The sequence below is a fragment of the Chryseobacterium sp. FH1 genome (genome assembly GCF_000735135.1).
GTDB lineage: Bacteria > Bacteroidota > Bacteroidia > Flavobacteriales > Weeksellaceae > Epilithonimonas.
Genome location: NZ_JPLZ01000003.1, coordinates 122,854 through 138,910 on the forward strand (window position 1 = coordinate 122,854; position 16,057 = coordinate 138,910).

The 16,057-nt window shown below is 37.6% G+C and carries 11 protein-coding genes and 1 pseudogene; 9 read left to right on the forward strand and 3 right to left on the reverse strand.

Going from position 1 to position 16,057, the window contains the following annotated elements:
- Nucleotides 1–103: 103 nt before the first annotated feature.
- From IO90_RS04870 to IO90_RS19060, 5 genes and pseudogenes are all read left to right on the forward strand, one after another.
- The gene (locus tag IO90_RS04870) at nt 104–1,270 is read left to right on the forward strand and encodes a sensor histidine kinase (protein WP_051878302.1); all 1,167 of its coding nucleotides are present in this window, start codon (nt 104–106) and stop codon (nt 1,268–1,270) included.
- Between the two features lie 43 nt (nt 1,271–1,313).
- On the forward strand, nt 1,314–2,426 hold the full coding sequence (locus tag IO90_RS04875; RefSeq protein ID WP_131450823.1) for a DUF6438 domain-containing protein: 1,113 nt from the start codon (nt 1,314–1,316) through the stop codon (nt 2,424–2,426).
- Nucleotides 2,427–2,527: 101 nt separating this feature from the next.
- On the forward strand, nt 2,528–3,877 hold the full coding sequence (locus IO90_RS04880) for a DEAD/DEAH box helicase (RefSeq protein WP_034964544.1): 1,350 nt from the start codon (nt 2,528–2,530) through the stop codon (nt 3,875–3,877).
- Nucleotides 3,878–3,995: 118 nt separating this feature from the next.
- Entirely contained in the window at nt 3,996–5,234 is a 1,239-nt protein-coding gene (locus IO90_RS04885) for a T9SS type A sorting domain-containing protein (RefSeq protein ID WP_165570240.1), read from the forward strand.
- 25 nt (nt 5,235–5,259) lie between these two features.
- Nucleotides 5,260–5,412, forward strand: a pseudogene (locus IO90_RS19060) (ATP-dependent helicase); the annotation flags it as partial.
- 43 nt (nt 5,413–5,455) lie between these two features.
- Here IO90_RS19060 and IO90_RS04890 read toward each other — a convergent pair.
- The 3 genes from IO90_RS04890 to IO90_RS04900 form a co-directional block, all read right to left on the reverse strand.
- Entirely contained in the window at nt 5,456–5,824 is a 369-nt protein-coding gene (locus IO90_RS04890) for a hypothetical protein (protein WP_034964549.1), read from the reverse strand.
- Between the two features lie 53 nt (nt 5,825–5,877).
- On the reverse strand, nt 5,878–7,188 hold the full coding sequence (locus IO90_RS04895; protein ID WP_034964551.1) for an ABC transporter permease: 1,311 nt from the start codon (nt 7,186–7,188) through the stop codon (nt 5,878–5,880).
- A 135-nt stretch (nt 7,189–7,323) separates the two neighbouring features.
- The gene (locus IO90_RS04900) at nt 7,324–8,229 is read right to left on the reverse strand and encodes an ABC transporter ATP-binding protein (RefSeq protein ID WP_034964552.1); all 906 of its coding nucleotides are present in this window, start codon (nt 8,227–8,229) and stop codon (nt 7,324–7,326) included.
- Between the two features lie 411 nt (nt 8,230–8,640).
- On the opposite strand from IO90_RS04900, the gene IO90_RS04905 reads away from it, so the two are divergent.
- The 4 genes from IO90_RS04905 (at nt 8,641) to IO90_RS04920 (ending at nt 15,807) form a co-directional block, all read left to right on the forward strand.
- On the forward strand, nt 8,641–9,696 hold the full coding sequence (locus IO90_RS04905) for a diphosphomevalonate/mevalonate 3,5-bisphosphate decarboxylase family protein (RefSeq protein ID WP_034964555.1): 1,056 nt from the start codon (nt 8,641–8,643) through the stop codon (nt 9,694–9,696).
- 479 nt (nt 9,697–10,175) lie between these two features.
- A complete protein-coding gene (locus IO90_RS04910) occupies nt 10,176–11,423 on the forward strand; it encodes a TolC family protein (RefSeq protein WP_185094379.1) in 1,248 nt (415 codons plus the stop codon).
- Nucleotides 11,423–12,505: an efflux RND transporter periplasmic adaptor subunit gene (locus IO90_RS04915; RefSeq protein WP_034964556.1), complete on the forward strand. Its 1,083-nt coding sequence runs from the start codon at nt 11,423–11,425 to the stop codon at nt 12,503–12,505. The genes IO90_RS04910 and IO90_RS04915 overlap by 1 nt, the downstream gene beginning before the upstream one ends.
- A 203-nt stretch (nt 12,506–12,708) precedes the next feature.
- A complete protein-coding gene (locus IO90_RS04920; RefSeq protein WP_034964558.1) occupies nt 12,709–15,807 on the forward strand; it encodes an efflux RND transporter permease subunit in 3,099 nt (1,032 codons plus the stop codon).
- The last annotated feature ends 250 nt before the right edge of the window (nt 15,808–16,057 follow it).

Genomic DNA, 16,057 nt, shown 5'->3' on the forward strand with positions numbered 1-16,057 from the left:
TACAAATCTAGGATAATCTTTGATTTATTAGTCTATCCTCTAAAAATCTATCATCTCTGATCTCAATTTTACAATAAATTCATAAATTGCCGTTTTATAAGCAATGATAAAAGGTTTCAATTTTCTAAAAAGAATTAATAATTGGGTAATTTATTTCATCCTTACATTCATTGTTGTTGGAATAGTGATTTCATCTAATTTTTTGATTCAGCATCTTCGTGAAAAAGAGACGGAAAGGATTAAATCTTTAGCGACCGCAATGCGTTATCTTGAGGATGTTGAAGTTGATTCTCGACTGACTGAGTTAGCTTTTTACGTGGTGAATGAAAATCAGGATTTGCCCATCATCAGAACAGATAAAAATAAAAATTTGTTGGAGAGCAGAGGCATTTCCGAAGATATTTTAAAAGATAAGTCAAAGTTGAAGGCTAAGATGAGCGAGATGGAAAGCAAATATCCACCATTCGAGATTCAGTTGCCGGATTTCAACAACCAATATCTTTATTATGATAATTCTGATTTGATGAATTATCTGCGGTTTTATCCTTATTTGCTGGCTTTATTCATTTCACTTTATCTTGTTTTTTCTTTTTGGTTTTTGCGATTGCTAAAGAAAACCGACGAAGGTTTTGTCTGGGCTGGTCTGGCGAAGGAAACGGCGCATCAGATCGGAACGCCATTATCATCAATGATTGGTTGGGTGGAAATTATGAAACTCGAAGACGAAAATGGGATGGGCGTGAAAGAACTCGAAAAAGATGTTGAAAGACTGAAAACCATTTCCGAAAGATTCTCGAAGATCGGATCCATTCCTGCACTTAATGATCTTGATATCAATGAAACTGTTCAGCAGAATTTCGATTATTTGAAATCCAGAATTTCGACCAAAGTTGATTTTACTTTAAGAAAAACCTACGAACCAGTTCTGGTTCCACATAGCAGAATCCTGATGAGTTGGGTCATAGAAAACCTTGTGAAAAACGCCGTCGATGCGATGAAAGGTGAAGGCAAGCTGGAACTTTCACTTTACAAAAAAAATAAAAACGTCTACATCGACATGACCGACACCGGAAGCGGAATGACTAAACAACAAGTTCGAAACGCCTTCAAACCTGGATTCTCTACCAAAAAACGTGGTTGGGGATTGGGACTTTCTTTAACCAAAAGAGTAGTGACAGAATATCACAGAGGCGAAGTGAAAATTGCCCATTCTGAAGTGGGGAAAGGAACGACTTTTAGGATTGTTTTGAGGGAAGAGCAGAAAGGGTAAATCCATTTTTTAGTATATGAAGACATTCTGTCAAATACTTTTATTGATTATAATTTTAGTTTCTTGTAAATCTGAAAAGCAAAAACAATTCGAAAAAGATATTATAGGAGAATGGAGTTTTGCAAAATATGTAGAATTGGAAAAACAAGAAAACTATAATCAGATTCTTGAAGAGCCACCTTCTCCATTTTTTAGAAATGTCGGAGGCTTTGTTTTTAAAGAAAATGGAACTTTAATGGATGAAACTGGATTTTTTGATTTTGATGAAGGAAAATCACGAGAGGAAAGAAGAATTTTGTACAAAGGAGATTCTACTAATTATAAAATTAATGATGACAGTTTGAAAATCTTTAACCCTATCGAAAAATCTTGGAATAAATATAAAATTATCTCTGTTACTAATGACACTTTAACGCTTCAGAAGAATCAAGGCTATTACTTAAAGTATTACAAACAAACTTACAAACCAAAGCCAAATGAAACTTTCGATAAAATAATCATTTCGTCCTCTGGATGTTATGGGACCTGTGCTATACTGAGTGTTGAGTTCAATAAAAATGGAAAAGTGTTTTATTTAGGCGAAAAATATAATACTGTAAATGGATTTTATACTTCGAATATCTCAAACTTCGAATATGAAAAAATTGAAAATTCATTTAAAAAAGCTAATATAATGAAGCTGAAAAATTCATATTCAGATAGCGTGTCTGACTCAAATACAATAACAGTAACATTTGTGAAAGACAATAAAATTGTCAAAACTATTTCAGACTATGCAAGCCAGGCTCCTCCTGAATTAATTATGGCTTACAGGAAAGCGATGTTTAAATATCAGTTAATAAAATTATCTAAATTTGAAACAAACAAAAATCTTGTAAATCCTACATTTTTCAATCTATATATTGGTGAAAAACTTATTTTTTTGGAGCAATCAGAAAGATTTCTACTGTTAAATGGAATTTTAAATGGTGAGAAAGTTCATATCAATATTAATGAGAAGTATAGATTAAAATTTTCTGATGTTGATAAAGATTTCACTATAAAAACAGACGGAAGATTCTATAAATATCAAAATCAAGTTTATGATATTGGATATAATTTTATCGAAATTAATAATTTAGAAAAAAGAACTTCACCATCTTGGTTTGTAGATTAAATTCCTCTTGATTTCAAAATCCCTATCTTTGCCGATTGAAACAGAAAAGAAAGTCAACTTTCTAAGTTTCTCTTTACCACTTTAAAAATAAATTTTCCCAGATGAAAACCACTTTTGCAGACTTCGATTTACCGGAAAAGATTCTGGATGTTCTAGCCGATCTCAACCTTTTTGAACCAACGCCTATTCAGGAAAAAAGCATCGGACCGATACTTTCTGGACGCGATGTGATGGGAATTGCCCAAACAGGAACAGGTAAAACTTTGGCCTACACACTTCCAGTTCTTAAAACCTGGAAATACAACAAATCTGGAAATCCAACCGTCTTGGTTTTGGTTCCGACCAGAGAATTGGTGGTTCAGGTAACAGAAGTGATCACAAAAATGACGGAAAATCTGACCGCAAGAGTGATCGGAATCTACGGTGGGAAAAACATCAATACTCAAAAATTATTGTTCAATGACGGTTGCGACATCTTGGTGGGAACGCCTGGTAGAGTAATGGATCTCGCGATTGACAATGCAATTTCTTTGAAGGAAGTTGGCAAACTGATCATCGATGAGTTTGACGAAATGCTGAACCTTGGATTCCGTCCACAGCTCACGCACATCTTCGAAATGATGAAGGAGAAAAGACAAAACATCCTTTTTTCTGCAACAATGACCGATGCTGTTGATGCTTTGCTGAACGAATATTTCGCTGGTCCGATTGAGATTTCACTGGCAAGATCAGGAACGCCTTTGGAGAAAATCGCGCAATCTGCAGTTCCGGTGGAGAACTTCAACACCAAACTGAATTTATTAATTCACCTTCTAAAAACAGAAACGGACTTAGAAAAAATTCTAATTTTCGCTAATAATAAAAAACACGCGGATCTCATCTTCGAAAAACTGAATGTCGAATTTCCAGACCAGTTTGGTGTCATCCATTCTAACAAATCTCAGAATTTCAGATTAAGAGTGATGCAGGAATTCACCAATGAAGAATTGCGAGGCGTGATCACGACGGATATTATGGCGAGAGGTCTGGATATTCCGGATATTTCACACGTTTTCAACTTTGAGGTTCCTGAGGTTCCAGAGCAATACATTCACAGGATCGGTAGAACGGGTCGTGCGGACAAAGAAGGAATTTCCATCACGTTCTTTACCAAAAAAGAAGAAGCGCAACTTTTGGACATCGAACTTCTAATGGACAGAGAAATCAAGAAAACGGAATTCCCGGAAGCTGTGACGATTTCCAAAGTGAAGATCGCATCGGAACAAGAAGAAGTGAAGATGAAATTCTTGACCACAGCAAAACTCAACGAAGGCGAATCTGCTTTCCACGAGAAAAAAGCCAAGAACAAGAAAACCAATCTTGGAGGACCAAGCAAACGAAAAGAACCGAAGAAATTTGGGGCGAACAGAGCGCAGCAGAAGCAGAAATCTATTGCTAAGAGAAAGAAATAAACAAAAAAACGCCTCAGAATTTTCTGAGGCGTTTTTGTTTTACCTTAGAAATTCTTATCATATTTTAAATTATGAATGGATTTTTTGTAATTTTATGAAAATACTAAAACTAATTCCCATGAAAAATTTCCTAACAGCCATTTTAATATGGTTTTTCCACTTCAATTGTGCCGCACAATGGGTAGAGCTAAATTCAAATTTCAATAATAATTATTTTCACGATGTATATGCCGTAACTCCAAATGATGTTCTGGTCGTAGGAAGTAATGGTCTGATAATAAAATCTATAGATGGTGGCATGACTTGGCAACAGAAAGTTTCTGGCACATCGCAGACTCTGATCAAGATACAGTTTCCAACTCAGCAGACAGGATATATTATAGGAGACCAAAATAGGCTTTTAAAGACAACAGATAGCGGAGAAAATTGGTTACCAATTATAGTAGAAGATATCAACACCATTTATTCCTTATCTTGTATAAATGAAAATTTTATTTTTCTTTCAACAGACAAAGGGCTTGTAAAAAGCGAAAATGGTGGTGTGACATGGACAAATCCTAATGCTATTCCAATTTCGTTTTCTAATAATGTTTCAATGCAATTTGTAAATAAGGAAGTAGGTTTTGTAGGAAACAATTTAACAAATTTGGGAGAAACCAACGTCGTTAAAACCACTGATGGTGGGATTTCTTGGGAGTCACTAAATACTAGGGCTCCTTTCCATTTTATAAATGAAAATATTGGGTTTTATTATTACTATGGTCTTTACAAAACAAGTAACGGTGGCGGTCAGTTTGATATGAGTCTTGAGTTTGGACGTCCAAATTTACGAGATATTTTTGCCGTTAGTGAAAATACTGTTTGGGGACTGATAGATGACCGAGCGTTAAATGGGGACACTTCAACTCAAGGAATTATCAAAATATCAACCACTGAGTCTGGCGAATACACAAAGGAGGTCTGGTTTGATAACAGTTTTGATATTGATATGAATTCTATTCATTTTGCGAATGAAAATTGTGGCTATATCGTTGGCAAAAAATACGGACAAAGTAAAATCTGGAAGAACGCTAATGGAAGTAACACAACCTTAGATTCCAAAGAAATTGAATCTCAAAATGACATTAAAATATTTCCAAATCCTACTTCAGACAAATTAAATATTGCTATAAAAAGTCAATTTTCAAAAGAATCTACGATAATAATCTCGGATATGTCTGGAAAGCTCGTTCATAATCAAAATTACACTGGCGCAAAAAAAGTTGTCATCAATGTTCAAAACTTTGCTAAAGGGACATATCTACTTACTATTAAAAATAAAGGACAAAGCTATTCGCAAAAGGTTATTATCAAATAAGAACCTACGTTCTTAACTAGCACAAAAACTCAACGAAGGCGAATCTGCTTTCCACGAGAAAAAAGACAAGAACAAGAAAAAAAATCTCGACGGACCAAGCAAGCGAAAAGCTCCTAAGAAATTTGGTGCCAACAGAGTTCAGCAGAAGCAGAAGTCTATTGCGAAGAGAAAGAAATAAAAAAAGAGATTCCAAATTTGGAATCTCTTTTTTTGTGTTGTTTTTAAAAATTTTGTCGTTCTAAAATTTGTCCTAAATGAATAGTGAAATCTCTTTTTAATTCAATTTTTTTAACTTCAATTATCATACGTCTTGCACCGGCGTGATAACCTTCTTGGAGTATTGCACTCTTGTAATTTTTAAAACTTATTATTTCTCCGGTCTTTTTATCAATATTGCAAAATCTTGATTTATAAAATTGCGAGCCGTCTCTGTATTCCTCTGTTTTAGAACCGTTTTCAATTTTATTAAACCAAACACTTTGCATTACAAGGTATAATGGTTTTTGTTGCTCTTTGGTTTCGAGTGAAATATCTTTTGATTGTGCGGAACTAGAAAAATTTAATCTTCTTTTAGTTAAAGCTTTTTTCATTTTATCAGTTATTAATTTTTAACAAATAAAACAAAAATTAATTTGATAATGAACTAACTCCTGATCCACTTCCAAATCTCCTTCAAAGTCGCCTTGTTCCCATACATCAAAATCCCGACTCTATAAATTTTAGACGCAATGAAAACCATTAGTAGAGTTGAAGCAATCAACAAAAATATCGACAACAAAATCTCCCAAAGCGGAACCCCAAACGGAATCCTCGCAATCATCGCAACTGGCGAAGTAAACGGAATAATCGATAACCAAAAAGCCATCGGCCCATCCGGATTATTCATTATCGTGAAACTTCCGTAAAGTCCCAACATCAGCGGGACAACAGCAAACAAAGTAAATTGTTGCGTCTCAGTTTCATTGTCCACAGCACTTCCAATCGCCGCGTACATCGAACTGTAAAAGATGTAACCGAACAAAAAGAAGAACACAAAAACGCCGATAATTCCAACATAATTCATATCCAGAAGAATGTGCGAAACCTCCGTCGCAATCTGCTGAATGTCCAGATTTTTAAGAACGCCTTCTTCTCCAGCTGGAATATTTTTCTGCATCGCCGAGAATCCTGTATTCAGGAAAATCGCCGCCGTTACGGTCATTGCAATCCAGACGATAAACTGCGTCAATGCCACCAAAGTTACACCCAGAATTTTCCCCATCATCAATTCAAAAGGTTTGACAGATGAAATGATAATTTCCACAACACGGTTATTTTTCTCTTCCAAAACGCTTCGCATCACACGAACGCCGTAGATGATGATGAACATAAACACCACATACATCAATCCCATACTCAGAGCGGTTTTGATGCCAAAAGCCAGGTCACTTTCAGGCTTGTCGCTTTCCGTCACGTTTTGCGAAATCAGTTTAAAATTCTTGTCAAGATTCACAATTCTGTCTTCCTTGATTCCAAGTTGTTTGATTTTTTCTTTTTTCAGAATATTACTCAAATCAGCCGAAACCAAACTTTTTGTATCCATCCCGACCTTCTTGTTGGTCAACAGTTTTGTCCCACTTTCCAACGCGTCAAAATTGGTATCTTTCAATTCCGGGATGATGAGCAAACCATCTGTCCCCTTCAAATCTTTCAGGTTTTTGACGAGTGCATTTTCCGTATTTTCAGGCACAAAAGTATAAGTGATTTCTTTCGTCGATTTCAATTGACCAGCGAAAAGTCCGCTTTTGTCCACCACATCAAAATGATATTCCGCTTCGTTCGCCTTGAACATAAAACCAATCAAAACCCCAAAACCAACCATCAAAAGTGGCGCAAGAATCGTCAGAATAATAAAAGATTTCTTCTTGACCTGCGTCAAAAATTCCCTCTTGGTAATTAAATATATATTTTTCATTGAATTTCTTTGTATTAAATTAATTTTCTTCGTTTACCCCAATTCTAAAGAGAGCGAAGAAACCTAGCGAAGTGGTTCGACGAAGTCAAAATCAATTTACTCCCTTTAGGGTTGGGGAAATAAATTGATTTTGTGTTATTCCTTCACCGCATTAATGAAAACCTCATTCATACTAGGAATCTTCTCGTTGAAAGTCCGTATCGTTCCCGTTTTCACCAAATCGTGAAGCAGGATATTTTGATTCTCAGAATTTTTCAGTTCAAAATGAAACAAACCATTGTTGGTCGTCATATTTTCGATTTGATATTTTCTCGTCAGTTCCTCCAGACTTTCCGCATTCGTGTCCGCCAAAACCACAGAGAAAACATTTTGTTTGAATTGCTCGCGAACATCAAAAACTTTCCCGTCCAAAACTTTCTTAGAATTGTTGATGAGCGCCACAAAATCACACATTTCCTCCACACTTTCCATTCGGTGCGTAGATAGGATGATGGTCGTTCCCTCATTTTTTAGCCGAATGATTTGGTCTTTGATGAGGTTCGCATTCACAGGGTCAAAACCCGAAAAAGGCTCATCCAGAATCAGCAATTTCGGGCGGTGCAAAACCGTCACCACAAACTGGATTTTCTGCGCCATCCCTTTCGAAAGTTCGCTCAGTTTCTTCTTCCACCATTGGTCGATGTTCAGTTGCTCAAACCAGAATTTAGCCTGCGAAAGTGCCTCCGCACGCGACATTCCTTTCAACTCGCCAAAATACAAAAGCTGGTCGCCCACCGTCATATTCTTGTAAAGTCCGCGCTCCTCCGGCATATAGCCGATGTTTCGGATGTGCTCCGGATTCAGTTCCTGGCCGTCAATCCAAACCTTTCCTTCATCTGCCTGCGTGATTTGGTTGATGATTCGGATAAACGAAGTTTTTCCCGCGCCATTCGGACCCAAAAGCCCATAAATACTCGCCGTAGGCACATCGATAGAAAAATCCTGAAGCGCAATTTTCTTCCCCGCGTTATATGTTTTTTTGATATTTTCAGCTTTCAGCATTGATAATTTGTAATTAAAAATGAATAAATAATATTGAGGAGCAAGACGATTTCCCCTTCGATTCACCTGTCCAACCCGCTTTCCGTTGCAATCTTTTTTTTCAAAAAAGGATTTCCACTACAATCGGGGCTATGTTGAGGTTTCGTCTTTCCATCGACGATTTTTAAAACCACACAAAATTAGTTCATTAATCTCAAAAATGTTACAGAAAAAGTTGTTTTAATCACTCCAGCCTTGTCAAGGTTCAAAACCTTGACAAGGCTTTCCAACCAGCTTCAAACCTTCAAGGTTTCTAAAACCTTGAAGGTTTAGTAAATCAACTTTCACGAAGCCTTATTAATTCTTAAATTAGCCAACCAAAACCAATCCGCCAAAGCTAACAGCCAAAAGCCGATTGCCAAAAGCAACACTATGACTCAAGAATTTTTGGGAAATTCCCAGTTCAACATATCAAACCAAGCGGTTTCCGCAAGCTGTCCGTCCAATATCGCATTGATAAAATATTGGGGAAAATACGAAAACCAAATTCCCGCAAATCCCAGCATCAGCTATACACTGAACCATTGCCGAACCAACACTACAATGGAATTTATTGCTGGAGAAGAATTCTCGGTTCAAACTTTTCTTGCAGGAAATGAAGAACAAAAATTCGCCGAGAAAATCGAAAAATATTTCAAAAACATCGAACAATATCTCCCTTGGATTCTGAAAGGAAAATACATCATCAAAACAGAAAATACCTTTCCGCACAGTTCAGGAATTGCAAGTTCTGCTTCTGGTTTCGGAGCGATTGCAAAATGTCTGATGAATCTGGATGATATTTTTTCAGGAAATTCAGATTTCAATTTTAAAACCAAAAAAGAAAGTTTCCTCGCAAGATTAGGAAGTGGAAGTGCTTCAAGAAGTCTTTACGAAGGTTTGGTCGTTTGGGGAAAAACAGAAGAAGTCGAAGGCAGTTCAGATTTGTTCGCTGTTCCTTATAACAACAACGAAATCCATCCAATCTTCAAAAACTTCCACGATTGGGTTTTGCTCATTCACGAAGGTCAGAAATCTGTTTCATCTACCGTTGGTCACGGCTTGATGAACACCAATCCTTACGCCGAAAGACGTTTCCAGGAAGCGCACGAAAACTTCGCAAAACTGAAAACCATCCTCGCAACAGGCGATATGGAAGGCTTCATCAAACTTGTAGAGCACGAAGCGTTGACACTTCACGCAATGATGATGATGAGCGAACCAGCTTTCATCCTGATGCAAACCGGAACGTTGCAGGTCATCAATAAAATCTGGGAATTCAGAAAAATCACAGGTTTGGCTTTGTTCTTCACCCTAGATGCTGGCGCAAATGTCCATTTACTTTTCCCGAATGATATTGATAACAAAAGAATCACAGATTTCATCACCACAGAACTGATTCCGTTGACACAGAAAGGTGGCGTTGTGAAGGATGTGATGAGATTTTAAAAATTCGGAATATGGATGCCGGAATTCAGATGTGAAATATACTTTAACAGTAAAACATCCTTTAGTCATTCAGCAGTTTATATGAACCTTGTGGAAATATAAAGCTTAATACAAAAGGAGCGTACATTATATTTTCATATTTTGGCCACCAAAAGTAGAACAGTTTTATAAAAAATCATTAATAATCTCCATTTGAGAATAAATCAACAGATAACTAAAGATCCAAATCGCTGACTACTCTTATTTATTATTTCTCTAATTTATTTTCTGGTAAGTATGAGATGATGACCTGATATTTTTTAATCATTAAAAATTTAGATCATTTAAGAATTACATTTTTGTGAATCTAAAAATATTTTCAATAATTTCAAAAAACTCTGCGCTCCTTGTGTTAAACTCACAATTAAGTTTTTTTTAAGCCTCATTTAAGTCCGTTTTAATCCGAGTGTTACACTTTTGCATCACCAAAACGAGATAAAATGATTAAAATAACGACGCTGGTGTTATCCGTTTCGGCATTTGTCTGTCTTTCTGCACAGCAACAGATGTCTCTTCAGGATTGCGAATTAGCATTTCAGAAAAATAACCTCCAAGTTCTTGCTTCTCAATATAATATCAATATGGCAGACGCCGATATTTTACAGGCCAAGATCTGGGAACTTCCACAGATCAGCGGTTATGTAAATGCAATAAACCCAGAAGATAAAAGGGTTTTTGATGTTGGACGAGCAAAAGGCGTAGAGGTTTCGCAATTGATTTATTTGGGTGGAAAGAAGAAAAACGAAATCCAATTTGCTAAGTCAAACAAAGAATTGGCTCAGTTGCAATTCAGCCAATTGTTGGTGGATTTGAAAACCGAATTGCGTCAAACTTATTACAATCTGATCTACGAACAAAAAAAACGAACCAGCATAGAAAGTCAATTGAAATATATGAATGACCTTTTATCGGCGTATAAAACTCAAACTGACAAAGGAAATATTTCTCTTAAAGATTACGTTCGGCTTCAAAGTATTGTGATTCAATTAAATAACGATAAGATTGAAATCAACAACAATATTCTGGCTTTCCAGCAAAAGATGAAGGTTCTCACAGGAAGTTCAGAACGTATTTCACTCGATTTGCCGAAAACCGAGGAAAATGAATTGCTGGTTTCTCAACCTTTCGGCGATTTGGAAATTCTGAAAGAAAAAGCTTTGGTCAATAATGCCGATTATCTTTATAATTTACGGTTGATTGACAACAGCAAATTCTTCGCCCAATGGCAAAAATCTCTCAACACGCCAGACCTTAATCTCGGCGCTGAATATGATCAAAACTCTGGAACATTCAGAAATGAAATCAATTTGAAAGTCGGAATTCCAATCCCGCTTTGGAAAGTCAACAAAGGAAATGTTGAACGAGCAAAATATGCGATTCAGCAAAACGAGAAAAATTCTGAGTATCAAAAACTCAATCTCGAAACTCAAGTAGAATCTGCTTATCAAACTTGGAAAAATCAATACGACCAATATTTCGAATTGAAACCAGTCGATTTGGAAAATCTGGAAACAGTTTACAACGGCATCCTCAAAAACTTCCGAAGCGGAAACGTCAGCCTCATAGATTTCACCGATTTTATGGAAAGCTACAGACAAACCGTTCTGCAGATCTACGAGATGAAAAAGCAGATTATGATCTCCGCAGAAGAACTCAATCAATTAGTACAAACCAAAATCTTTTATTAATGCAAAAAATTATTATTCCTATCATCCTCGCCCTTAGCTTGTTTTCCTGTTCCCAAAAGGAAGAAGTAATGAAGGAAGAAGCAAAAGGTTTTGAGTTGAGCCAAACAATGTTGAAATCTACAACCTTCGCAAAAGTGGAGAAAAAATTCATCGAGGATGAGTTTAGTTTCTATGGAAAAATCTCGGCCGACAAAAATACTTACATCGATATTTTCCCCTTGGTTGGCGGAAATGTTCTCAGCGTGAATGTTGAATTGGGAGATTACGTGACGAAAGGTCAAGTCCTGGCAACGATTAGAAGTACAGAATTGGCGGAAGTTCAGAAAGATGTCAGCGATGCCAAGACCGATTTGAGAGTGGCAGAAAACAATCTGCGTATCGCCAAAGAAATGTACGAAGGAAAACTGAACACCGAAAAAGATATTCTGGAAGCGCAAGGCGACGTTCAAAGAGCCAAAGATGCTTTGCACAGATCCAACGCGGTGAGCACGGTTTACAACATCAAAAAAGGAAATATCTACAGTGTGATTTCGCCAATCAACGGCTACATCGTTCATAAAGATATCAACAAAGATATGGAACTCCGAAGCGACCGAAGCGAAAATATCTTCGACGTGGCGAACACCAGAAATGTTTGGGCAATTATGAACGTGAACGAAGCTGATATCGATAAAATCAACCTTGGAATGAAAGCTCAGGTTTCCACATTGTCTTATCCAGACAAAGTTTTCTATGGTAAGATTGATAAGATCTTCAAAATCATCGACCCAGCAACCAACGCAATGCAGGCGAGGGTAGTTTTGGATAATACGCAAGGTCTTTTGATTCCAGAAAGCAAGGCAACCATCCGAGTTTCGTCCGCAGAAAATGAAACTGCTTTGGCAATTCCGTCCAGCGCAGTGATTTTTGATGACAACCGATATTTCGTCGTGACGTACAAATCTCAAACGGACATCAAAGTCAAAGAAATCAAAATCCTGAAACAAAACTCCGAGACAACTTACGTCACGGAAGGTGTTTCCGAAGGTGAAACTGTCGTGACCAACAATCAATTATTGATTTACCGCTCTTTGAATAATTAATATTTTCAAAGAAACCCGAAGGGTTCGATATTAGTAGCCGTAGGTGAAACCTATGGAACACGTAATTACAATTCATCAATAAGCCCGAAGGGTTCAATACCATTAGCCGTAGGTGCAACCTATGGATAGCAGATTCAACATATCACGAATCCGAAGGATTCAATTTTAATAACCACAGTATCACCTGTGATTAAATATAAAATATGAACAAATTCATAAAAAGTATCATAGGATTTTCCCTTAAAAATAAAGCCTTCACATTCATTTGGGTGGCGATTCTTGCGGTTGCAGGTTTCATCAGTTTCAAAAATATGCCGATTGAAGCTTTCCCGGATGTGACCAATACTCAGATTGTCATCATCACACAATGGAATGGCCGAAGTGCAGAAGAAGTAGAACGTTTCGTCACCACACCGATTGAGTTGGCAATGAGCCCCGTTCAGAAAAAGACAAGTGTCCGAAGCACAACGATGTTTGGACTTTCCATCGTGAAGATTTTGTTTGAAGATGGCGTGGACGATATTTTCGCAAGGAATATGGTCAACAATCAGTTGAGAACCGTGAGTTTGCCAGATGAAGTAGATCCAGAAGTTCAACCGCCTTATGGTCCCACTGGCGAGATTTACCGTTACACATTGGAAAGCAAAGACCGCGATTCCAGAGATTTATTGACCTTACAAACTTGGGTGGTTGACAGAGCACTCCGAAGTGTTCCAGGCGTTGCAGATGTCAATGTTTTCGGAGGTCAGGACAAGGTTTTCGAATTGAGTATTGATCCAAGAAAATTAGACAAATACAATCTCACGCCAAGTGAAGTTTTAGAGGCAGTGACAGATAGCAACTTGAATGTCGGTGGCGATGTCATCGAGAAAAGCGGACAAGCTTACGTGGTTCGTGGAATTGGTTTGGTGAAATCCATTGCAGATATTGAGAATATCACCGTTCACAACGACAGCGGGAATCCGATTCTTGTAAAGTACGTTGCCGATGTTCACGAAGGTTCGCTTCCTCGTGTTGGTCAGGCTTCTTTGGATAATGAAGCAGACACAGTTGAAGGAATTGTCGTGATGCGAAAAGGCGAAAATGCACAGGAAGTTTTGCTTGCCGTAAAAGATAAAATTGATGAACTCAACAACAAAATCCTTCCGAAAGATGTAAAAATGAAAACCTTTTACGATCGCCAAAATTTAATGGATTTTACCACCAAAACAGTGATGCACAACTTGTTGGAAGGAATCATTTTGGTCACGGTTATCGTCTTGATTTTTATGGCAGATTGGCGAACGACTTTGATTGTTTCCATCATCATTCCATTGTCATTATTGTTTGCTTTTTTCTGTCTCAAGATGGCCGGAATGAGCGCAAATCTCTTATCATTGGGAGCTGTCGATTTTGGAATTATCATAGATGGAGCCGTCGTGATGGTCGAAGGATTATTCGTAATGCTCGACCACAAAGCGAAGAAATACGGAATGGAACGCTTCAACAAAATGGCGAAAGCTGGTTGGATAAAACAAACAGGAACCGGACTCGGAAAAGCGATTTTCTTTTCAAAATTAATTATCATCACGTCTCTTTTACCGATTTTCTCTTTCCAGAAAGTGGAAGGTAAAATGTTCTCGCCATTGGCATTCACATTAGGTTTTGCATTGTTGGGCGCTTTAATTTTCACACTGACTTTGGTTCCGGTGATGTCACACATTTTGTTAAAGAAAAATGTAAGAGAAAGACACAATCCATTCGTGGAATTCTGGGACAAATATGTGATGAAAGGTCTGAAATTCACTTTCAGATACAAGAAAATCAGTTTGATTGTCGCGACTTCCGCATTGGTTGTCACCTTGTTTTCAGCGAAATTTTTAGGAACTGAATTCTTACCTCAATTGAATGAAGGTTCACTTTGGATCACAGCAGAAATGCCGATGAGCTCATCATTAAAAAAATCTCTCGAGAATGCCGAAAAAATGAAGAGAGATATTATGGCTTTTCCAGAAGTGACAGGCGTTTTGGCACAAACCGGACGAAGCAATGACGGAACCGACCCCAACGGATTTGGATTTGTACAATTCGCCGTGAATCTACAACCAAAAGATGAATGGAAAAGAAAAATCACCTACGATGAATTGATTGAGGAAATCGATAAAAAACTCAAGAATTATCAAGGCATCACCTTCAACTACTCTCAACCAATTTCCGATAACGTTGCCGAAGCTGTTGCAGGTTTCAAAGCGGAAAACGGAATCAAGATCTATGGCGACAATCTTAATACGTTGGACAGATTGGCGGAGGAAGTTCTTGCCTCTATCAAAGATGTGGAAGGTGTGAAAGAACCAGGAATTATCAAAAATATTGGTCAGCCGGAAATCAGTGTGGTCTTGGACAGAAGCAAAATGGCCGCTTACGGTGTTTTACCAGCGGATGCTCAAGCGGTTTTAGAAATGGCCTTCGGCGGAAAAACAGCCTCTGAAATGTATGATGGCGAGAGAAAGTTCCCAATCCGTTTGCGTTATGCACAAGAATACAGGAAGAATGAAACCGACATTGCCACGTTGATGGTTCCGACTCAAGACGGTGCGAAGATTCCGCTGAAGGAAATCAGTACGATTGAAAAAGAAAACGGCGCCGCGTTCATTTATAGAGATGACATCAAGCGTTATATCGGCGTTAAGTTTTCGATTCGTGACAGAGATTTGGGCGGAACGATTGCCGATGCGCAGAAAAAAGTAGAAAAAATCAAAATTCCCGATGGTTACTCCATTGGTTGGACAGGACAATTTGAAAACCAACAGAGAGCGACCAATCGATTGACGCAAGTGGTTCCAATAAGTATTTTAGGGATTTTCTTTTTGCTTTTCATTTTGTTTGGAAATATCAAGGATTCACTTCTGGTTTTGGCCAATGTTCCGTTTGCATTGATTGGTGCCATCATCGCACTGCATTTGACCAATATGAATTTCGGAATTTCTGCCGGCGTTGGAATGATTGCCTTGATAGGGATTTGTATCCAAAATGGCGTGATTCTCATTTCAGAATTTCATCAAAATGTCAAAAATGGACTTTCCGTGGACGCATCGATAATGGAAGGTGTGAAAGTGAGAACAAGACCCGTTGTGATGACTGCATTGATGGCTTCCATTGGACTTTTGCCGGCCGCACTTTCTACAGGAATTGGTTCAGAATCTCAGAAACCTTTGGCGATTGTCATCATCGGTGGATTGATTACTGCGACGGTTTTGACCTTGCTGATTTTCCCAATTATCTTTTGGATTTTCAACAGAACAAAAAAAGAATTGATCAATTAAATTTAATGTTGTCCTTCGAGAGTCTCAGAATGACAGTTTAACTTAGAGTTGTCAGTCTGAGGCTCTCGAAGACACATCACTAAGTTATAGTTGTTATTTTATCTCTAGTTTTGCGTTCTTCCAGATTTTTTGGGAGAACGTTTTTTTGTCAAGGTGGATAAAAGTGATCTTGTTTTTTACAAAATATAACCTTCTTGAAAACGGAAATTTTGCCTTATTTTAGCATTTCAAATTACAGATGGATTGATTT